The 20,879-nt window shown below is 68.5% G+C and carries 18 protein-coding genes and 1 tRNA gene; 9 read left to right on the forward strand and 10 right to left on the reverse strand.

What is annotated here, in order from left to right; all coding sequences use genetic code 11:
- The first annotated feature begins 99 nt into the window (after positions 1 to 99).
- Positions 100 to 495, forward strand: a complete 396-nt coding sequence (gene queF, locus IT359_05115; protein ID MCC6928358.1) for an NADPH-dependent 7-cyano-7-deazaguanine reductase QueF — start codon at positions 100 to 102, stop codon at positions 493 to 495.
- A gap of 61 nt (positions 496 to 556) precedes the next feature.
- On the opposite strand, the gene IT359_05120 is transcribed toward queF, so the two are convergent.
- A complete protein-coding gene (locus IT359_05120; GenBank protein ID MCC6928359.1) occupies positions 557 to 2,023 on the reverse strand; it encodes an insulinase family protein in 1,467 nt (488 codons plus the stop codon).
- Entirely contained in the window at positions 2,020 to 3,429 is a 1,410-nt protein-coding gene (locus IT359_05125; protein MCC6928360.1) for an insulinase family protein, read from the reverse strand. The genes IT359_05120 and IT359_05125 overlap by 4 nt, the downstream gene beginning before the upstream one ends.
- Positions 3,430 to 3,736: 307 nt before the next feature.
- On the opposite strand from IT359_05125, the gene IT359_05130 reads away from it, so the two are divergent.
- The 3 genes from IT359_05130 to IT359_05140 all read left to right on the forward strand — a co-directional run bounded on the left by IT359_05130 (position 3,737) and on the right by IT359_05140 (position 7,216).
- Positions 3,737 to 6,016, forward strand: coding sequence for a PAS domain S-box protein (locus tag IT359_05130; GenBank protein MCC6928361.1), 2,280 nt, complete (start codon positions 3,737 to 3,739; stop codon positions 6,014 to 6,016).
- Positions 6,017 to 6,049: 33 nt separating this feature from the next.
- Entirely contained in the window at positions 6,050 to 7,096 is a 1,047-nt protein-coding gene (locus tag IT359_05135; GenBank protein MCC6928362.1) for a sugar phosphate isomerase/epimerase, read from the forward strand.
- A 47-nt stretch (positions 7,097 to 7,143) separates the two neighbouring features.
- Positions 7,144 to 7,216 (forward strand) — tRNA-Phe (locus IT359_05140).
- A 230-nt stretch (positions 7,217 to 7,446) separates the two neighbouring features.
- Here IT359_05140 and IT359_05145 read toward each other — a convergent pair.
- The 5 genes from IT359_05145 to IT359_05165 form a co-directional block, all read right to left on the reverse strand.
- Positions 7,447 to 8,535: a hypothetical protein gene (locus IT359_05145; protein MCC6928363.1), complete on the reverse strand. Its 1,089-nt coding sequence runs from the start codon at positions 8,533 to 8,535 to the stop codon at positions 7,447 to 7,449.
- A 10-nt stretch (positions 8,536 to 8,545) separates the two neighbouring features.
- The gene (locus tag IT359_05150) at positions 8,546 to 9,538 is read right to left on the reverse strand and encodes an aldo/keto reductase (protein MCC6928364.1); all 993 of its coding nucleotides are present in this window, start codon (positions 9,536 to 9,538) and stop codon (positions 8,546 to 8,548) included.
- A gap of 35 nt (positions 9,539 to 9,573) precedes the next feature.
- On the reverse strand, positions 9,574 to 10,584 hold the full coding sequence (locus IT359_05155; protein ID MCC6928365.1) for an aldo/keto reductase: 1,011 nt from the start codon (positions 10,582 to 10,584) through the stop codon (positions 9,574 to 9,576).
- A gap of 154 nt (positions 10,585 to 10,738) precedes the next feature.
- Positions 10,739 to 11,197, reverse strand: a complete 459-nt coding sequence (locus IT359_05160; protein ID MCC6928366.1) for a nuclear transport factor 2 family protein — start codon at positions 11,195 to 11,197, stop codon at positions 10,739 to 10,741.
- Between the two features lie 46 nt (positions 11,198 to 11,243).
- Entirely contained in the window at positions 11,244 to 12,131 is an 888-nt protein-coding gene (locus IT359_05165) for an aldo/keto reductase (GenBank protein MCC6928367.1), read from the reverse strand.
- 140 nt (positions 12,132 to 12,271) lie between these two features.
- Between IT359_05165 and IT359_05170 the strand changes: the two genes are divergently transcribed.
- Positions 12,272 to 13,192, forward strand: coding sequence for a LysR family transcriptional regulator (locus tag IT359_05170; protein ID MCC6928368.1), 921 nt, complete (start codon positions 12,272 to 12,274; stop codon positions 13,190 to 13,192).
- A gap of 126 nt (positions 13,193 to 13,318) precedes the next feature.
- Here the strand turns inward: IT359_05170 and IT359_05175 are convergent, their stop codons facing one another.
- Positions 13,319 to 13,546 (reverse strand): DUF2442 domain-containing protein, encoded by a 228-nt coding sequence (locus tag IT359_05175; protein MCC6928369.1) that lies wholly within the window; start codon positions 13,544 to 13,546, stop codon positions 13,319 to 13,321.
- Positions 13,547 to 13,745: 199 nt separating this feature from the next.
- On the opposite strand from IT359_05175, the gene IT359_05180 reads away from it, so the two are divergent.
- The 4 genes from IT359_05180 (at position 13,746) to IT359_05195 (ending at position 17,478) form a co-directional block, all read left to right on the forward strand.
- Positions 13,746 to 14,126: a winged helix-turn-helix transcriptional regulator gene (locus IT359_05180; protein MCC6928370.1), complete on the forward strand. Its 381-nt coding sequence runs from the start codon at positions 13,746 to 13,748 to the stop codon at positions 14,124 to 14,126.
- Positions 14,110 to 15,084, forward strand: a complete 975-nt coding sequence (locus tag IT359_05185) for an SRPBCC domain-containing protein (GenBank protein ID MCC6928371.1) — start codon at positions 14,110 to 14,112, stop codon at positions 15,082 to 15,084. The genes IT359_05180 and IT359_05185 overlap by 17 nt, the downstream gene beginning before the upstream one ends.
- A 235-nt stretch (positions 15,085 to 15,319) precedes the next feature.
- Positions 15,320 to 16,507, forward strand: coding sequence for an ATP-binding protein (locus tag IT359_05190; GenBank protein MCC6928372.1), 1,188 nt, complete (start codon positions 15,320 to 15,322; stop codon positions 16,505 to 16,507).
- 365 nt (positions 16,508 to 16,872) lie between these two features.
- A complete protein-coding gene (locus IT359_05195) occupies positions 16,873 to 17,478 on the forward strand; it encodes a TonB-dependent receptor plug domain-containing protein (protein MCC6928373.1) in 606 nt (201 codons plus the stop codon).
- Between the two features lie 138 nt (positions 17,479 to 17,616).
- Here the strand turns inward: IT359_05195 and IT359_05200 are convergent, their stop codons facing one another.
- Positions 17,617 to 18,561, reverse strand: a complete 945-nt coding sequence (locus IT359_05200; GenBank protein MCC6928374.1) for an EamA family transporter — start codon at positions 18,559 to 18,561, stop codon at positions 17,617 to 17,619.
- A gap of 45 nt (positions 18,562 to 18,606) precedes the next feature.
- On the reverse strand, positions 18,607 to 20,754 hold the full coding sequence (locus tag IT359_05205) for an amidohydrolase family protein (GenBank protein MCC6928375.1): 2,148 nt from the start codon (positions 20,752 to 20,754) through the stop codon (positions 18,607 to 18,609).
- Between the last annotated feature and the right edge of the window lie 125 nt (positions 20,755 to 20,879).

Below are 20,879 nucleotides of genomic sequence, written 5' to 3' on the forward strand. Positions count from 1 at the left end.
GCCCAGCGGGGAGAGCGGCGGGGTCCCTTCGGTCACAGTGTCCGCGCGAGGGGTGAGCAGTACTACCCCGTGACCAGGCAGAAGATCACCTTTCGCCACATGCCGCAACCCGAACTGCTCGAGACGTTTCCGAACCCGTACCCTGGGCGGAACTACGAAATCTTCATGACGACGCCGGAGTTCACATCGCTCTGCCCGATTGGCGGGATCGAGACCGATGCGGCCGAGCTGGCGCTGCTCAAGGGTGGAGCGCCGGACTTCGCGACGATCAATATCTCGTATGTCCCGGACGATCTCTGCCTGGAGCTGAAGAGTCTCAAGCTCTATCTCTGGAGCTTCCGGAACGACGGGATCTTCTACGAGCGCGTGGTGAACCGCATCCTGGACGACCTGGTGGCCAAGGCGTCGCCGCGCTGGATGCGCGTGGTGGGAGATTTCAACGTGCGCGGTGGACTCAAGTCGATCATCACGGTCGACCACGGAAGCAAGCCGTAGCCGGGAGCCACGCCGCGCGGCGCAGCCCCGGCCATGCACCATCTTCGACCTCAACTCGATCTCAGCGCGTGAGCGCGGCGAGGTCGAGGACGACGATCTCTCCCAGCTTGAGCGCCTCGATGGAGGGGCGCACGCTGTTGAGGTCGCCCACCACGATGACCGACGCCTGGTCGGGGTGGAGGTACTGCCTGGCCACGCGCTGCACGTCGGCGGTGGTGACACGGCGGACCTTGGCGGCGTACGTCGACAGTTCGGCGAGTGGGAGGTCGAAGACGGCGAGCTGCGCGATGGCCCCTGCCACCTGCGACGTGCTCTCGAGCGAACCGGGGAGCGCCAGTTCGACGTAGGCCTTGGCGCGCTGCAATTCGTCGTTGGACACGGGCTGGTCGCGAATGGCGCGCAGCTCCTTGAAGAACTCGACGAGCGACGAGTCGGTGACGTTGGTGCGCACGGCGGCCGAGGCGATGAAGGGGCCGGGCAGCTTGCGGAAGGTGAAGCGTGAGCTGGCGCCGTAGGTGTAGCCCTTGGCCTCGCGCAGGTTGGAGTTGAGGCGCGACGAGAATGAGCCGCCGAGGAGGGTGTTCATCACCATCAGCGGGGCGTAGTCGGGGGAGAGGCGATCGACGCCGGGCCACCCGATGGAGATGACCGACTGTGCGGCGCCGGGCTTGTCGACGAGGTAGACGCGCGTGCGCACCTCGCGGCGCGGCGCCGTGGTGACGGCCGCGGCGACGGCGGGGGCGCCGGCGGCGCGCCAGTCGCCAAGCCGCCGTTGCAGCTCGGCGCGTGCGCGCTCGGCCGCGATATCACCGACGACGACGACCTGTGCGTGCTCGGGGCGCAGCGCCCGCGCGTAGAAGTTGCGCACGGCGCTGCTGTCGATCGCGGCGACAGTCGCCGAGTCGCCGCCGGCATTTCGGTGGTAGGGGTGGCCGGTGGGAAAGAGCGTGCTGTTGAAGGCGATGTCGGCGAGGGCGTTGGGCTGGTCGCGCTGCTGCAGGATAGCCGTCAGCCGCAAGTCGCGTTGCCGCTTGACCTCGGCGCTGGCAAAGGTGGGGCGGCGAATCACGTCGGCCAGGAGGTCGAGCGCCGGCGCGAGCGAGCGCACGGGGACCTTGAGCGAGACGGTGATGCGGTCCCAGTCGGCGCCGGTCTGGAGCGAGGCGCCGAGAAAGGCGAGTTCCGACTGGAGCGTGGCGGCGTCGCGCGTGCCGGCCCCTTCGTCGAGCATGTTGGCGGTGAAGGCGGCGATGCCGGCGTTGGCCGCGTCGAGGCGAGCGCCGCCGGGGAACGAGACCACGAGCTGCACGAGGGGGAGCTCGCGCTGCTCGACGACGCTCAGGGCGAGGCCGTTGGCGAGGCGCTCGCGATGGACGGCGGGGACGGTGAGCGGGGCGGCCGAGCCTAACGCCGGCGGGCGCTCGCGCACGGCGGGCTGGGCGGGCGCGGGGGACGTCGCCGATGCGACGGCGAACAGGGTGGCGCCGACGGCGGTGGCCGCGTGGCGCGCGAGATGGGCGCGGCTCACTGGGCACCTCCCGCGGTGGCGGCGAGCTCCTTCTTGCCGGTGGGGACGACGCTGACGGTGACGCGCGGGGCGCGCAGGTACTGGTTCACCACGCGCTTCACGTCGGCGGCGGTGACGCCCTGCATGCGGTCCAGGTCGCGCTGGAAGGCGTCGGGGGTGCCGGTGAAGTAGTAGTACTCGTTGAGCTGTTCGGCCTTGGCGTTCACGAACTCGAGGCGGTTGAGGAACTGCGACTCGAGCGCGTTGCGCGCCTGTTGCAGCTCACGGTCGGTGGGGCCGTCGGTGGCGAGGCGCACCAGCTCGCGGTCGATTGCGTCGCGCACGACGTTGAGCGCCTTGCCGGGGCGGGCGGTGGCGACCACGGTGAAGTCGCCGGCGAGCTTCTTGGCGTCGTTCTGCGCGTAGACGTCGCGGGCCAGCTCCTGCTCATAGACCACGGCACTCGTCAGGCGGGCGTTGCGCGCGCCGCTGAGGAGGTATTGCGTCACTTCGAGCGCCGCGTCGTCGGCGTGGAAGCGCGGGACGGCGTGCCAGGACAGGTAGAGGCGCGGGAGCTGCACGCGATCCTCGGCCACGATCACCGTGTCGCGCGGGACGATGGGAGCCGGCGTGGGGCGGGCGATGGCCGGGCCGCGCGGGATATCGGCGAAGAGCTGCCGCACGAGGGCGCGCACCGAGTCTCCCTTCACGTCGCCGGCCACGACGATGACGGCGTTGTTGGGGGCGTAGTACTTCCGGAAGAACTCCTTCGTGTCCTCGAGCGAGGCGGCGGAGAGGTCGGCCATGGAGCCGATCACCGGCCACGAATACGGATGGTCCTTGGGGTACATCGCCGGCGCGGAGATGTCCTCGACGATCCCATACGGCTGGTTCTCGACTCCCTGGCGCCGCTCGTTCTTCACCACCTCGCGCTGCGCGTCGACCTTGGCGCTGTCCATCGTTGGGAGGAGCCAACCCATGCGGTCGGCCTCGAGCCAGAGCATGAGGGGGAGCGCGTGGCGCGGCCCCCACTCGTAGTACGCGGTGCGGTCGTTGTTGGTCGTCCCGTTGTTGCTGGCGCCGGCCGACTCGAGGAGGCGGTCGAACTGCGGATACTGGGCGTGCTCGGAGCCCATGAACATCAGGTGCTCGAAGAGGTGCGCGAAGCCGGTGCGCCCGGGCTTCTCATCGCCCGACCCCACGTGGAACCAGACGTTGGTGGCCACCGTGGGGACCGAGTGATCCTCGTGGACGATGAGGGTGAGCCCGTTGGGGAGGGTGTCGACGGTGACGGGGACGCGGAGGCGGGGCGACGCGCCCTGCACGCCCTGCGCGCCTTGCGCGTGCAGCGCGCGAGGTGCCGGGGTGGCGATGACGCCGGCGACCAGCGCGATGACCAGTGCGATGACCGGCCTCCTGGCGGACAAGGCCGGGAAGGTGCGGGAGCGGGCTCGGTGAAGTGGAGGCATGCGGCTGTGGCGGCGTAGGCGGCGGCGATGGCGGCGATGTATGCGTATGCGAGGGCACCGGTGGTGCGAGGTCGACCGGACCGGGACACCGCGTCGACGCCCGCAAGCTGGTCATTGCGCGCTTCACATGGGAGCCCCCGCGGGGTGGCCCGCGCTGGCCGGGGGGTGGAGCGCGGTAGACCGGGCGCGGTGGACGGGGCCCATATTGTGTGCTATCTCAGGCGTGCTCGACCGGCGCAGCGAGAACAAACACGGGATGCAAGGAGTGACTACACCTTCGAGGCAGAATTCGCTGCTGGAAGCGGTGTTCGAGGCGTCGCCATTCGGGTTGGCGGTGTACGATGCGTCGATGCGCTTCGTGCGCGTGAATGCAGTGTTCGCCGCCATCCATGGCCTCCCGGTGGACGTGTACATCGGGCGCACGCTGCGCGACGTGCTGCCGGCGCTCGCGCCGGACGTGGAGCCGGTCGTGGCGCGCGCGCTGGCGGGCGAGGTGGTGCGCGACGTTCCACTGTCCGGCGAGACGGCGGCACAGCCGGGAGTGCGGCGGCACTGGAACGCCAGCTATCTCCCCATCACCGTCGATGGTGAAGCGGGGGTCGCCGTCTTTGTCGAGGAGCGCACCGCGCAGGTCGAAGCGCAGCGCGCGCTGCGCGAGAGCGAGGCGCGCTTTCGCGCCATCGCCGCCTCGTCACCGATCGGGATCATCCTGAGCGACGTCGACAGCCGCCTGGTGTACGCGAACGCTGCCACCGAGCGCATGGCCGGCGTGAGCAGCGAGGCGCTGCAGGGCTTTGGCTGGAGCAACGTCGTTCATCCGGAAGACCTGCCGCGGCTGCAACAGCTCATCACCGAATCGATCCGCACGCAGGCGGGGGGGTACTCGATCTCGTTGCGCCTGCAGCGACCCGAGGGCGACGTGCTATGGGTCGACGTGCTGGCGCGCGACTTCGTGCAGGATGGCGTTCGCACCGGGCGCCTCACGCTCGTCATCGATCACACCGAGACGCGCCGCATGGAAGCGGCGCTGCTGGAAAGCGAAGAACGCTTCCGCGAGTTGGCGGAAAACGTCGATGCGGTGTTCTATCTCGCGCGTCCCGATGGCTCGGTGGAGTATGTGAGTCCGGGCTTCGCCTCGATCTGGGGACTGTCGCCGGAGGCGCTGTACGCCAATCCCCGGCTCTGGCTCGAGAGCATGCACGCGGACGATCGGGAACGGGTGCGGCAGCTGGTGCAGCGCGATCGCGTGCGCTTCCGCGCCGAGTATCGCATCGTGCGTCCGGACGGCGAGGTGCGCTGGATTTCCGATCGTTCGTTTCCCGTGTTGGATGCCGCGGGTGAGGTGAGGCGCGTGGCCGGCGTGGCGACCGACGACACGCTGCGCCATTCGTTGGAGGCGCAACTGCTGCAGGCGCAACGACTGGAGAGCATCGGACGCCTGGCGGGGGGCGTGGCGCACGACTTCAACAACCTGCTCACGGTGATCCTGAGTCATGCGGCCTTTGCCCGGCAGGATGTGTCGCAGGCTGGCGAGGACCTGTCGGCGATCGAGCAGGCGGGGGTGCGCGCCTCGGAACTCACGGCGCAGCTCCTGGCCTTTGCGCGGCGGCAGGTGATCGAACCGCGCATCGTCGACCTCAACGCGCTCACCGGACAGGTGGACCGCATGCTGCGGCGCCTCATTGGCGCGCATGTGCAGCTGCAAACCGTATGTGCCGACGCGTTGTGGCCGGTGCGCGTGGACCCGGCGCAGATGGAGCAGGTGCTGGTGAACCTTGCCGTCAATGCGCGCGACGCGATGCCCGATGGTGGGACGCTGATCATCGAGACCGCGAACGTGGTGCTCGACGAGGGCTACGCCGCGGCGCATGCCGGCGTGACGCCGGGCGAGTACGTGATGCTGGCCGTGAGCGACAGCGGGAAGGGGATAGAGGCGCACGTGCTTCCCATGGTGTTCGAGCCGTTCTACACCACGAAGCCCAGCGGGAGCGGGACCGGGTTGGGGCTGGCGACGTGCTACGGGATCGTGAAGCAGGCCGGGGGGCACATCTGGGCGTACTCCGAGCCGGGCAACGGTGCCTCGTTCAAGATCTACCTGCCACGCGGGACGGGGACGCCGAGCGAACTCGCGCCCGCAGAGGCGGCGACGCCGCAGCGCGGGTACGAGACCGTGCTGCTGGTGGAGGACGACGAGGACGTGCGGGCGATTGCCGTGCGCACGCTGCGCGAACAGGGGTTCACCGTGCTCGAGGCGTACGATGGCGAGGATGCGTTGCAGGTGGCGGGTGCCCATGCCGGGGAGATCCACATCCTGGTGACCGACGTGGTGATGCCCCGGCTGGGAGGGAAGGAGCTGGCGGCGAAGCTCTCGGCGGAGCGTCCGTCGATGAAGGTGCTCTTTGCCTCTGGCTACACGCGCAACGCCATTGTGCACCAAGGGGTGCTGGAGGATGGGATTCACTTCCTGCAGAAGCCCTACGTGCCGGCCACGCTCACCCGGCGCGTGCGCGACGTGCTCGACGGGGCGGGGGATACGCCGCCCTGATGAGAGCTGACACCAAACGATGAATTGCTGACAATGGACAGACGACAGTTCCTGGGCATGGGGGGTGCAGCGCTCGGCGCGGGCGCGGCCGTGTGGTCGGCCGCACGCGAGGCGGGGGCTGCGCCGTTAGGCAGCGACGCGCGCATCCACATGCGCGCTGACGCGCGCCATGACGCGCGAGCCGCCGAGCGACCTGGCGAGCACCTGACGACGATCGGCGTGCAGTTGTTCTCCCTCCCTAAACTGCTGGAGCAGGACCTGGACGGGACGCTGGCAATGCTGGCGGGGCTTGGCTATCGCGAGGTGGAGCTGTATGGCCCGTACGGCTTCAGCACGCCCGAGGCGATCGAGAGCTGGAAGGCGATGGGGGCGCGACTCGGCTTCGCGGCGAGCGGGACGTACGGGCGCACGCCCGGCGACTTTCGTGCGCTCCTGGACCAGCACGGGCTCAAGGCCGCCTCGGCGCACATCGAACTCGCCACGCTCCTGGCGCGCCCCGAGCAGGTGGGCGAAGCGGCGCAGGCGCTGGGGCTCAGGTATCTCGGCATCAGCAACATCCCGGCGCCGTACCGCAAGACGCTCGACGACTACAAGCGGATGGCCGATCGCTTCAATGCGATGGGGGCGAAGGCCAAGCCGTACGGCTTCAAGGTGCTGTACCACAACCACGGGTACGGCTTGGCGCCGATGGAGGGCGCGATCCCGCTGCGCGTGCTGCTCGATCGCGTGGACCCGGCGGTGTTCGCGGCGGAGATGGACTTGTTCTGGACCACGGCCGGCGGCGCCGACCCCGTCGAACTGCTCACGGCATATCCACGGCTCTATCGCTTGCTGCACATCAAGGACATGAGCGAGAAGGTGCGTTTCGCGGGCGATGGCGGTGACGCGAGCCAGTGGATGGCGCTCTTCCCGAAGATGACGACCGCGGGGGATGGGGTGCTGCCGCTGCCGAGGATCCTGAGCGCGGCGAAGCGTGTGGGGGTGGAGCACTACCTGGTGGAGCAGGACCTGGTGGCGAATCCGAAGGAGGCGTTGGGGGCGAGTATCGGGTACTTGCGGGGGGTAGAGTTGGGGGGGTAGGGGCGTTTACATTCTCCGGTCCTCCCTGCGGGTTGGGAGGAGAGTGGGGCTAGGTAGCTCAGTTGGTAGAGCAGCGGACTGAAAATCCGCGTGTCGGCGGTTCGATTCCGTCCCTAGCCATTTGCGGGTAAGACTGAAAAGACAATGAGTTATGCGAACGGGCCGCCGAGGCGATATCGGCGGCCCGTCGTGTTTTCGGCTGATTTCGAGGGGGTAGAGGGATGGTAGAGGCCCCCCCTCCCTCGATCCCCCAGTAGAGGTCCGGCAGGCGCCCGGAGATTCGGCGCTGCTCCCGCCCACAACCCGTCAGGCAGCCCCCGTGCCGCCAACGAGCACCCGCACCGAGTGCTTCACGGACGAAGAGGTCGTCCCCTCGGACGCTCCCCCAGCCGGATGAACGCCAGCCCGTTCTGGTCATTCATCGGGATCACGAGCTGGTTCCCCGCCGCGTCGTAGCACATCGACGCCGCGCTGGGGATGTTCCGCGCGATCAGCTCGGCGGGGCGGCCGGGAGTGATCCGGGAAACCCCGCCCTGGAAGACGCTGCTCACGTACTTGGTCCCGTCGGGCATGATCACCACGCCGTCGCTCCCCGCCTGCGCGGCGTGCTCCGTCACCAGAAGCGTCCCGCTCGGCGCGAAGGTGAGCACGGCGGAGTCGCCGCTGTTGACGACCACGATGTTTCCGCGCGGGTCGATCGCGATCCCGTTAGGCATGCGCAGTGGCGTCCCCTGCACGAACGTGCGAATGGCGCCGTCGCGCGTGATCTTCAGCACCTGCCACGTCGCGGGGTCGGCGTCGGGACCGAGACCGCCGGTCTGCGTCGCATAGATGGTCCCATCTGCGGTGACGGCAAGATCGTTGAGCCAAGGCGAACGGTCGACGCGGATCTCGCCGCGCGGCACGCCCGTCTTCATGTCGAACCTGCGGATCACCGCAACGCGCGGATCGCTCGTCGAGGCGTTGCCGTCGCTGTCGGCGAGGTACAGCACGCCACCGACGATGTCGCTCCCGAACGGCTCGTTGAGCGTGAGCGCTGGTGCCACGGATGCGCGCGTCGCCGGCGGCTGCACGCCGATCCAGCGCGGGGTGTGTACCGATCCGTCATGCCTGATGAGCGAGACGAAGGCGTCGTTCGCCTGCACGCGCTGCGCGACGCCGCGATTGGGGACCACGATGAGGCCGCGCGCGGCATCGTACGAACAGCTCTCGGCGTTGTGAATGGCGCCGAAGACGGTGACGTTCGCCGACATCGGCGCGAACGTCCCACTTGAGTCGTTAGGCGCCGGACGCGTGACGCCGAGCGGATTGCCGACGACGTATGGCTGGGGTGCGGTACGCGGCGCCGGTTGCTGGCCGGCGATGCTCGCCGGATGCACCACGGCACCTGACGCGGCGAGCACGATCGCGAGGGACGGTGCGAAGGTCCTGAATGACATGATGATCACCTCACCGGTCGATCAATCGCTGCGAGCCCTCGGAGTAACGCGCCCCCTGCACCTCGATGCGCACTGAGGCGTCGCCGATTTCGCGCAGTTCGTCGGGCGACAGCTCGACGTCCACGGCGCCGAGGTTCTCCTCCAGCCGGTGCACCTTGGTGGTTCCGGGGATCGGGACGATCCACGGCCGCTGGGCCAGCACCCACGCCAAGGCGAGCTGCGCCGGCGTGCATCCCTTCCGCGCCGCCATCGCGCGCACCATCTCCACCACCGTCTGGTTGGCTGCGCGGTTCTCCGGTGCGAAACGCGGGACCGTGTTGCGGAAGTCGCTCGGGTCGAACGTGGTGTTCACGTCGATCTTCCCCGTCAGGAAGCCCTTGCCTAACGGTGAAAAGGGGACGAAGCCGATCCCCAGCTCCTCGAGCACCGGGAAGATCTCCCCCTCCGGCTCCCGCCACCACAGCGAGTACTCGCTCTGGAGCGCGGTGACGGGCTGCACCGCATGCGCGCGACGGATGGTGCGGACGCCGGCCTCCGACAGCCCGAAGTGCCGCACCTTCCCCTCGGCGATCAGGTCGCGGACCGTCCCGGCCACCTCCTCGATGGGGACGGCGGGGTCGACACGATGCTGGTAGAGCAGGTCGATGGCGTCGACGCGTAGGCGACGAAGCGAATCCTCCGTCCCGCGGCGGATCGTTGCCGGGGTGCTGTCGAGCCCACCGGCCGGCTTGCCGTCCGCATCGTACGCGAAACCGAACTTGGTCGCGATCACCACCTGCCCATGAAACGGGGCCAGCGCCTCGCCGACGACCTCCTCGTTCGTGTACGGCCCGTAGATCTGCGCCGTGTCGAAGAAGGTGACGCCGCGTTCGACGGCGGCGCGGATCAGGCGCACAGCGTCGCCCCGGTCGGTCGCGGGCCCGAGCCCGAAGCTCAGCCCCATGCACCCGAGCCCGAGTGCCGACACCTCGAGACCGCTCGTGCCCAGCGCGCGATGCTGCATCGTCCGTGCTCCGGTGTGCCTAACGGTTCGTGTGCTCATCTCCTGAGCGGCGCCTCGACCCCGGAGAAGACGAGGACCTGGTCGGGGAGACGCGAGCCGTGGACCTCGATGGCGCGCACGGCCGCATTCAGCTCCGAGACCTCGCTCGCCGTGAAGCGAACGTCCGCTGCCCCGGCGTTCTCCAGCATGTGCGACACGCGCGTCGTCCCGGGGATCGGGACGATCCACGGCTTCTGCGCCAGGAGCCACGCCAGCGCGATCTGTGCCGGCGTCGCCCGCTTCCGCTCGCCCCACGATTTCAGCAGCTCGACCAGGGCGAGGTTGTGCGGAAGGTGCTCGGGGGAGAAGCGCCCCTCGACGCCACGGATGTCGCCAGGCGCAAAGCGTGTGTAGGCATCGATGGCACCGGTGAGGAAGCCCACGCCTAACGGGCTCCAGGGGACGAAGCCGATACCGAGCTCCTCGCAGAGCGCGAGGATCCCCTCTTCCGGCCCGCGCCAGAGCATCGAGTACTCGTTCTGCACGGCAGTGACCGGAAGGCTCGCGTGCGCGCGGCGCAGCGTGTTGGGTCCCATCTCGCTAAGCCCCCAGTGCAGGACCTTCCCTTCGTTCATCAGGTCCTGCACCGCCCCGGCGACGTCCTCGATGGGGACCTCGGGGTCGACGCGATGCTGGTAGAGGAGGTCGATGCGGTCGGTGCGCAGGCGCCTGAGCATTCCCTCCACGGCGAGCCTGATGTGCGCGGGCTTGCTGTTGAGCCCCGGGCGGCGCTGCCCGGTCTCGAGGTCGATGTTCCATCCGAACTTCGAGGTGATCGCGACCTTGTCGCGGAAGGGTGCGATCCCCTCGCCAAGGATGCGCTCGACCTCGTGCGGAACGTACGCCTCGGCCGCGTCGAAGAAGGTGATCCCGCGGTCGTAGGCCGCACGGATGATCCGGTGCATCTCCGGACGGTACGGCACCGTCGTCTCGTAGCGACGCGACATGTTCTGCACGCCGATCCCGACGCTGGAGACCTCGAGCGTCCCGAGCCGGCGGCGCCCCATCGACTGCTTGGTGTCCGTATCGCCCGTCGCGACGACGCTGGGCTGCGACGCGACGGGCGTCGGCACGGCACCGAGCAACGACGTGACGGCGACTCCACCGACCGCCTGCAGGAAGGGGCGACGGCCTAACGAGTTGTTCCGCTCGGCCGGCATGTCACGACCCCGGGGTGAGGAGGCGCGTGAACGAGAGCGAGCCGAGCTTCCAGGCGCCGCCCTGCCGGACGTAGACCTCCGTCACGAGGAACGGGTTGCTCACCTCGTTCCCTCCGACGACGGCGTCGAGGCGGATGCGTGCGAACACGATGGCGGTCGCGTCGATGATGCGCGCCGAGGCCTCGAAGACCTCCGCGTGCTTGTAGTGGATCCCGCCGCTCCGGATCACGTCGAGCTCCTGCGTCCGCCCCCACGCGCCGCCCATATGGACAAAGATCGACTGATCGTGGAACAGCGTGGCAAGCGAGTCGCCCTGCTTGTCCGCCATCCAGCGCCACTTTGTGCGCGAGAGGGCGAGCACCTCCTGCTCGGCGGCGGTGGGTGTGCCGGCGGCCTGCGCCAGCAGCGGCGCGACGTGGACGATCATGAGCGCGACGAGCGCGCCGAGGATCCGCTTCATGCGAGTGGGGGCTGATGTTAGGGGCAGTTGGAACGCCATGGGTAGCTCATGCTTCAGGGATCGGCCGGCCGTACGCCTCGAGCGTGATCGAGTCCGGTTCGGGTCCGCCGCGCACGCCAGTCTCCAGCGAATCGATGGCCGCGATCTGTTCGCTCGTCAAAGTGAAGTCGAAGACGTCGAAGTTCTCGGCGATGCGCGCGGGCCGGACCGACTTCGGGATCGCCGAGCGCCCCTCCTGCACGTGCCAGCGCAGCATGACCTGCGTAGCCGACTTGCCATACTGCCGCGCAATCGCGAGCAGCGTCGGATCGTCGAAGCTGCGCTTCTCCATCCCCCGGTACGACGTGATGCCGCCGATGGGCGACCAGGCCTGCGTCGTGATCCCGTGCGCGGCGTGCATGCGTTGCAGCGTCGCCTGCTGGAAGTAGGGGTGCACTTCGATCTGGTTCACCGCCGGGACGACCTTCGCCACGACGAGCAGGCGCTCCAAGTGATCGGGCATGAAGTTGCTCACGCCGATGGCGCGCACGCGGCCGTCGGCGAGCAACGTCTCGAGCGCGCGATACGCCGCGAGCGTGCGGTCGAACGCCGAAGGGAGCGGTTGGTGCAGGAGGAGGAGATCGAGCTGTTCGACGCCCAGCTTGCGCGCGCTCTTGTCGAAGGCGTGGAGCGCGGTATCGTAGCCGTAGTCGCTGATCCAGACCTTCGTCTCGATGAAGACGTCGTCGCGTGCGAGGCCCGCGCGCCGGATCCCCTCACCTACCTCGCGCTCGTTGGCGTACGCGGCCGCGGTATCGATGAGGCGGTAGCCGGTGCGGAGCGCCGCTTCGACCGCGGCGGCGGTCTCCGCCGGCGGACTCTGGAAGACGCCGAGCCCGAGCGAGGGGAGCTCGACGCCGTTGTTCAGGGTGACGTTCGGGACGACGGTGGCCATGGCGACGGCTGCGCGCTGAGGTGCATGGCAATGTGCCCGCGCACAAGGCGGTCGATCTACTTGCCAGCGGTGTCCACCCTGGTCAGCATTCCGTCCAGTCGGGACACCCGAGGGACCGCCGGGGGGCAGCCGAGGGACGCATGAGCGACGAGTTGGATGGCATGGCGACCTTTGTCGCCGTCGCCGACACGAAAGGATTCCGTGCCGCCGGCGAGCGGCTCGGCATGAGCCACTCGGCGGTGAGCCAGGCCGTGCGCCGCCTCGAGGCGCGGCTCGGCGTCGCACTCGTCAGGCGCACCACGCGCAGCGTGCACCTGACGGAGGCCGGCGAGCGGCTGTATCACTCGCTGCGGCCTGCCCTCGACGAGGTGCGCGCCGCCGCCGCTGCGGTGGGGGAGCTGGGGCACGAGCCGCGCGGCACGTTGCGCCTGCACACGTCGAGCGCCGCCCTCTCGATGATGGGCGAGACGCTGCTCCCGACCTTCCTTGCGACGCATCCGCACGTGCGCCTCGACCTCACCATCAGCGACGCTCCCGTCGACATTGTCGCTGCAGGCTTCGACGCTGGCGTGCAGCTCGGCGAGACCATCGACAAGGACATGATCGCCGTCCCCGTCACCGGCGACCTGCGCATGGCCGTCGTCGGCGCGCCGGCGTACTTCAAGCGGCGCGGCGTACCTAGGCATCCACGGGAGCTTGTCGATCACGAGTGCCTCAACTGGCACGCGTCGACCGACGCGCCCCCCTATCGTTGGGAGTTCACGGAGAAAGGGCGCGCCTTCACCGTCGCCGTTCCTGCGCGCGTCCTCTCGACGGGCTCGGCGATCAACCGCCGCCTCGCAGCCGCGGGACTCGGCGTGACGATGGCGATGGACGCGTACATTCGCGAGGAGCTGGCGAGCGGCGCGCTGGTCGAGGTGCTCGAGGAGTTCTGCGAGCCGTTCCCGGGCTACTATCTGTACTATCCGCAGCGACAGACAGCTTCGCGCGCGCTGCGGGCGCTCATCGAGCACCTGCAGCAGTCGCGGAAGCCCAGCCGCCGAGCGAAAGCGAAGCGCTGACGGTGCGCGAGAGCTTTGGGAGATTCGCGTACGGGCGGTTCGATTCCGTCGCTTGCCATCCAAGCATGCAACAAGGCCGCGCCGAGGAGCTTTCCCGGCGCGGCCTTCTCTTCTGGTGACCTCCCCTCAGTGTATCGCCAGCAGCCCCGCGACCGAGATGTCCTCGTCGAGCTCCGGCCGATGCACCCCGATCCCGCCCCCGATCAGGCGGTAGCTCCGCTGCGCTACCGGGGCCGCGTCGCGCAGCCGCGGGAACCATTCGAGCGGCGCGCTGCCCTCACGCCCATCGGCGAACACGAATCGGAGCTCGACGTCGCTCCACACCGCGAACGCCAACGTACGCCGAGGTGGCACGGCTCGATTCCGTCCCTAGCTACTAGCAGGACAACGGTTTGTACACGATGTGGAAAGCGCGACTCGGCGGGAGCTGGGCGCGCTTTAGTTCGTACGGGGAGAGGTTGAGGAGCCGCGGGGTGCGCCCTGGGCAGACGTCCTTGCGCCGTTCGCGTCGCTGTGTATTATACCATTCGGTTAATTCACCTGACGGTAAAGAATGGTCGACACGCTGTCCCTCACCTTCTCGGCGCTGGCCGATCCGACCCGGCGGGCGATCCTCGCCCGATTGCGGGAGGGGGACGCCAGCGTCGGGCAGCTCGCCGAGCCGTTCCTGGGGCGCATGACGCTCCCGGCCGTGACCAAGCACCTCAAGGTGCTGGAGCGGGCGGGGCTCGTCACCAAGGGGCGGGAGGCGCAGTGGCGCCCCTGCACGCTCAACTCGGCGCCGCTCCGCGACGTGGACACGTGGATGCATGAGTATCGCGCGCACATGGAAGCGAGCCTCGACCGACTGGGTGACTACCTCAAGACGCTCACGACGCCCACCCCGCCCACCCCGCCCACCCCTCCGGACCCCTCCCATGAGCCAGACCGCTAGCCCCTACGAAGCCGCGAACGAGATTCGCATCACGCGCGTGTACGACGCCCCCGTCTCGCTGGTGTGGGACGCGTGGACCAAGGACGAGCATGTCGGGCAATGGTGGGGGCCGCGAGGCTTCTCCCTAACGACCCACAGCAAGGACCTGCGCCCGGGCGGCACGTGGGTCTACACCATGCACGGCCCCGATGGCAAGGACTGGCCGAACTTCACGCGCTATCACGAAGTGGAGCCGCGCGCGAAGCTGGTGTATGACCATGGTGCGTCGTCGGCGGATGCGAAGCCGATGTTTCGCGTGACGGCCACCTTCAAGGACATTGGCGGCAAGACGGAGTTGGACATGCGCATGACGCTGGCGACGGCCGAAGAGGCGGCGCAGGCGCGCGCCTTCGTGAAGTCCGCCGGTGGCAACGGGACGTGGGATCGTCTCGCCGAGTTCCTCGAGAAGCAGGTGTCGCACACCGACGTGTTCGTGATCAATCGCAGCTTCGACGCGCCGATCGACCGCATGTTCGACCTGTGGACCAAGCCTGAGCACTTCGCCAGGTGGCTGCCGCCGACCGGCATGACGATGACATTCCACCGCATCGACATCCGCAGCGGCGGCGAGGGCTTCTACTCGATGCGCAGTGGCGACTTCACGCTGTACGGCAAGATCGCGTACCAGCGCATCGAGCGGCCGCACCTGCTCGCGTACACGCAATGCTTCACGGATGCAGAGGAGCGGTTGTCGCGTCACCCGATGGCGCCGCTGTGGCCGGCCTACATGCACACAACGGTGCAGCTGACGGCGGAGGGACCGTCACGGACCCGCGTGACGATTCGGTGGCAGCCGGATCAGTCGGCGACGCCGGAGGAGATTGCGGCGTTCGTCGCGGAGCGCGGGGGGATGACCGTGGGGTGGACGGGGTCGTTCGACAAGCTCGAGGCGCTTGTTGCGGGGGGTGAGGGTGGGTGAGGGGGTGCAGGGGGGCGTAGTTGTCAATGAAGTCACTACGAAAAGGACAACTTGCGCCTAATTTGTCCTTGTTACAATGACATTATAGGTCGATATTGTCCTTATGGAACGGGCAATATCATCAGATCTCCTCCGCGCGAAGCTCGTCGAGTCGCTCACGGAGTCTCCGCGTCCTCTAACGCGGCGCGACGTTCGACTCCCCGGGATTCCCGGAAAGCCTTTGGCGATCATCGGGGTGAGACGCGGAGGAAAGACCTCGTTCCTGCACCAACTCCGGGCCGACCGCATAGCGGGCGGGCGCCCTCGGGAGTCGCAACTCCTGCTGGGACTCGAGGACGAACGCCTGATCGGAATGAATGCGCTCGACCTGGGGTGGGCGATAGAAGAGCACGCGCGACAATTCCCGAGTCTTCGCGAGAGCGGTCCTCTCTCGCTGTACCTCGATGAGATACAGACGATCAGCGGCTGGGAATCTCTCCTCCATCGCCTCGTGGAGACGAAGAACGTCGAGGTGATCGTCTCCGGATCGTCTGCGAAGCTGCTGAGCCAGGAGATCGCCACGGCGGCTCGGGGACGGCTACTCGACGTGCTGATGCATCCCTTCTCCTTCCGCGAAGCGCTGCGACACGCGCAGGCGGAGCCAACGGCGGCGTGGCACGCGCTCGACTCGACGGAACGGGTCTTCCTGGAAGCGCGACTTCGCGCCTACCTCGCGACCGGTGGCTTTCCTGAAGCGCAGGGAACAGACGTTCGGGACCGCGCGCGGCTGCTGACGGGATACGTCGACACGATGGTGCTCCGCGATGTCATTGAGCGCCATCGCGTCACGAATCCGATCGCACTGCGGGCACTCCAGAGGCACCTGCTCGCCGCACCGGGGGGGAGCTTCACGGTGCACAAGTTCTACAACTTCCTGAAGTCGCAAGGAGTACCGATCGCAAAAGACACGCTCCATGCGTATCTCGACAACCTACGGGATGCATTCCTCGTGCGCGTGATCGACATGCACAGCGCGTCGGAGAAGCAGCGGATGGTGAATCCGCGGAAGGCATACCCAATCGACCCAGGGCTCATTCCGCTGTATGAACATCCTGGGCGTGCGAACCGAGGGCGCGCGCTCGAGACGGCGGTGCTGTTGGAGCTGGAACGACGCGAGTATGCCGTGACCTGGCTCAGGGTCGACGACGATCGCGAGGTGGACTTCTTCGCCAGACGCCCAGGTGAGCCGCCGCTCCTCGTGCAAGTGTGCATGGACACCGCGGACGACGGCACATGGGAGCGAGAGGTGCGGGCGCTCGAAATGGCGTCGGCGATGTACCCGGACGCCGAGGCACTCCTCGTCACGCAAGACCAGTCGCCGCCGACGCGGAGCCTACCGGGAGCGCTGCGGTGGTATTCCGCGACGCAGTGGCTGCTGGACTAGCGCGTAGCCGCGACGACGACGAGCACCACGGCCCCGAGGCCTGCGTACGTAACGGCTGACGAGCGACTCAACAGACCCGCCGCTTTGCGGATCAGTGAGCATTGGGGTCAGAGTCACCGAGAATTTGGTTCGGTGACTCTGACCCCAATCGGTCCGATGGTCACTTCGAGCGTGCCGAGTCGCCGCCTACCCAGCGGGTTCCGGTCGAGGAGCGGCAGCCACGATCCCTTCGTGGTGGGGCTCGGCGAGTGATGCCTAAGAGGTGAAAAGCGTCCTTGTCGTGTCCTTAAGGGGGCGACAGTGCCGCACTTGCGCGGATTGTGGGAGGGAGTGCCGGCAGCTGCATCCGGCGCCACTCGTGCGCGATGCCGCCCTCGTTGTCCGAGGCCCGCAGGAGGACATGCAGGATGTCTGGGGGTGGTGGCCCGCTCTTCATGACCGCACATCGCCTCAAGCCCCCGTCCGATGTAGCTTCTCAAGAGAACCCAACTGCCATGAATTGCCCAACCGGATACTCACGCCTGTTCGCGTTGACTGCGATGGCCCTGCTTGCGGCGTGCGCCAGCGGTGGCGCAAAAGGGCCAGCGGGTGCAAAGGGGGCGAGAGGCGCTGCGCCGTCACCCGAGTCCAGCACGACGGTGACGTCAGCGGACATCGACCGGAACCCGAGTACGCCGATCGAGGAAGTACTGCGCGGTCGCATCGCCGGCGTCACCGTCACACGAGCTGAGGACGGCGGCCTCATGGTGCGCGTGCGCGGCGCGACTTCCTTCAATAGCAGCGACGCTCCGCTATACGTCGTCGACGGCGTGCCGCTGCAACCATCCCCTAGCGGGAGTTTGCAGGGAATCAATCCGTACGACATCGAGTCGATCAAGGTGCTCAAGGACGCGGCGAGCCTAACGCTTTACGGCTCTCGCGGCGCGAATGGCGTCGTGGTCATCAAGACGAAGAGGCCGGGCCGGCGGTAAGTCGCGCGCGAGTTCTTCGGCTGGGGTATCGCTGGGGTATCGCCGGGGTATCGCCGGGTTACAGCTGGCGTCAGGGCACGGCCGTGACCCAGCTCCATCACAGCTTCGAGCTCCCGGACGCCGAGGCGTCGTTCTTCATCAAGATCCGATCACTGGCGCCTCGGAGCTCCCCAAGTCCCCCACCATCGGATCCACCCCCTGCGGCGCCGGCCCCACCCCCACCCCCACCCCCTGCGCCGCGGTGATCGTCGTCCCCACCGATGTCAGCACGATCGCCCCGAGCCCGGCCCACTGGCGCGCCGTCAGCTGCTCGCCGAGGAGTATCAGCCCCACGACCGCACTGATCGCCGGCTCCACACTCATCAACGTCCCGAACGTCTTGGCCGGGACGCGCGGGAGGGCATACATCTCCAGCGTGTAGGGAAGGGCGCTCGACAGGATGGCGATGGCGAGCGCGGTGGGGAGCAGGTGCAACGAGAAGAGCGCCATCCCTGCATCGGCCACGCCGACGGGGAAGACGAGCACGGCGGCGATGGCCATCCCAATGGCGGTGGTCTCCAGTCCGTGCTCGGTGCCGGCCTTGCGGCCGAAGACGATATAGAGCGCCCAGCACACACCGCCGGCGATGGCGTAGCTCACGCCGACGGGATCGATCTCGGCGCCGGCGCCGATGGGGAGGAGCGCCACGAGCCCGCCGGCGGCGAGCGCGACCCACACGAAGTCGATGGCGCGGTGGGAGGCGAGGATGGCCACGGCGAGCGGGCCGGTGAACTCGATGGCGGTGGAGACGCCGAGTGGGATGGTGCGGAGCGAGGCGTAGAAGAAGCCGTTCATTCCGGCGACGGCGGCGCCGTAGACGAGGAGCGAGCGCCACGCTCTCGCGTTGCGCCGCGTTCGCCACGGGCGAAGCACGGTCACCAGCATCATGGCGGCGAGCGAGACGCGGAGGGCGACGGTGCCGAGGGCGCCGACGGTGGCGAACATCCCCTTGGCGACGGCGGCACCGACCTGGACGGAGACCATCGCCACGGCGATGAGGGCGATGGGGAGGAGAAGGGAGCGCGGGGGCGGGGAGGGGGGCAAGGGATGAACTGTTGATTTGAGGTCAGACTAAAATTGGGGTCAGAGTCACCGAACCAAATTCTCGGTGACTCTGACCCCAAATTGGCTGACCCCAAACTGGCTGACCCCAAGTTGGCTGGACCCAAACTGGCTGACCCCCGCCCCCTCATAGAGCGCCCGGCTGCGATACACCCGCCCCGCCCGCACAACGAGCTCCGTCTTCCGCAGGTCGGTGATGCGCACGGCGGGCTTCCCCGCCACGATCGCGAGGTCGGCGACCTTCCCCACCGCGACGCTCCCGTAGTCGCGCTCCTGCCGCATCACGCGCGCCGCCGTGATGGTCGCGATCTGCAGCACGTTAGGCGCGGGGATCCCGGCGCGCTCGTAGATCTCCAGCTCCCCGTGGAACGAGAGGCCGGCGACGTTGTCGGTGCCGGCGACGAGCGTCACGCCGGCGTCGAAGAGGCGCTTGATCATCCGCCGATAGTTCGTCGACGCGGCCTGCGCGCGCGCCAGCGACTCCGATGCGCCACCACCGCCGGCGCGGAGGGAGCGCTGGTCGATGGGGGGGAGCCAGTCGATGCTGGGGCCAAAGACGGGATCGGTGCCATCGGGCAACAGGCGCGAACGATCCTGCCAGATGTTGAACGTCCCATCGAACACGGTGCCGCGCTCGCGCAGGAAGCCGATGAGCGCGGTGACCTCCGGCGCGTCGACGTTGAAGGTGGGCGCGACGGTGGCCGCCACCTCCGAATAGGCGCGCATGCGCGGGTAGTAGAGCGAATCCTGGAAGAAGGTGGAGAAGAGATAGGCGCCATGTTGCACCTCGTCGTAGCCGGTGCGGACGGCGGCCTGGATGGTCATCCCGCGCGGGATGTGCCCGCTGAGCCGCATGCCGCGCGCGTGTGCCTCGGCGGCGATGACGGGGACCAGGTCGGGGTGCACGAGGTTGTAGAGCTTGATCTGCCGGTACCCTAACGAATCATAGCGGGCCACGATGGCGCGCGCCTCATCCTCGGTGCGGACGAGGATCTCCGTGGGGCCGGCCCACTTGCCCGGCCCCTCGATGAAGCCGGCGAGGAGCATGCGCGGAGCGACGAGCGTCCCGCGGTCGGCGCGGTCGCGGCGCGAGGTGGCGACATCGAGGTCGGACGCCATGTCGCGGATGGTGGTGATCCCAGCCGCGAGCTGCAACATCCCGTCGACGCTCCCCTGCGAGGCGTGGGTGTGCATGTCCCACATCCCGGGAATGATGGTCTTGCCCGTGGCGTCGATGACGGTGGCGCCAGCGGGGACCTGGATGGAATCGGCGGGTCCGAGGGCGGTGATGCGGTCGCCGGTGATGACGACGCTCATGCGCGCTCGCACGCGCCCGGTCTCGCTGTCGAACAGGTCGCCGTTGCGGATGACGGTCGCTGCCGCTGGTTTGGGAGCGAAGCGCGCTGCGACGGCGGCGTCGCGCTGCTCCAGCCACGCGAGCTCGAGGCGGCGCAGCTCGGGGAGCGCCGACTCGGCGCCGCGGCGGACGGCGATGAACCAGCCGGCGCCGGTGGCGACGAGTGCCCCGCGTGCATCGATCCAGACGAGGAGGGGTCCAAGGTCGATGCCGTGGATGGCCGCCAGCTGCACTTGTTCCTGGCGTGCGCCCACGGGGACGGTGGCCTCGGCGACGATCTCGACGCGCGCCGTGGCAGCGGGGACGACGCGCCCCTGGCGTTGCGGCTGGCGAAGGAGCCAGGCGGCGAGTGCGGCATCGTCGTAGGGGGTGATCACCGACGGGCGATACCAGGCGCCGGGAGGCGCTGGCGTCACCGTCGTGTCGCCCTCGCTCCAACTGCGCACGACGCCGTCGCCTAACGCGAAGAACGACGCGGCGAGGGGGATCGGCTTTCCCGCGATGTCGACCGAGGCGGCCTGGGCGCCGCCGCTGCGCAGCTCACCCCACACCGGACGCCCATCGCGGAGGCGGTACGTCGCCTCGATGCGGGGGCCGCGCTGGCGGTCGATGTGGAGGTAGCGGACGGCGACCGATTCGTCGGCGCTCGGCGATGTGCCGTATGCGCTGGGGGCGCCGGGGACGCCACTCGTGCGCACGATCTGCATCTCGCCGGCGCGGCGTCCGTGGTTCCAGACGATGAAGTCGAGCGAGTCGCGCGCTTGCGGTGGCAGGGCGGCGAGGAAGAGGGCGAGGGGGACGAGTGAGGCGAAGGGCATGGAGGGCGTGGCGAGGACGTCGGGTGGCGGGCGTCTATATGGTACGGCCGGAGGAGACGTCTGGCAGGGACCTTCAGTTGGGGCGTCCGTGTGGAAGCGGCGGCGGCGCGGATTCGCGGCGGGAC

The sequence above is a fragment of the Gemmatimonadaceae bacterium genome, from assembly GCA_020852815.1.
Taxonomy (GTDB): Bacteria; Gemmatimonadota; Gemmatimonadetes; order Gemmatimonadales; family Gemmatimonadaceae; genus SCN-70-22.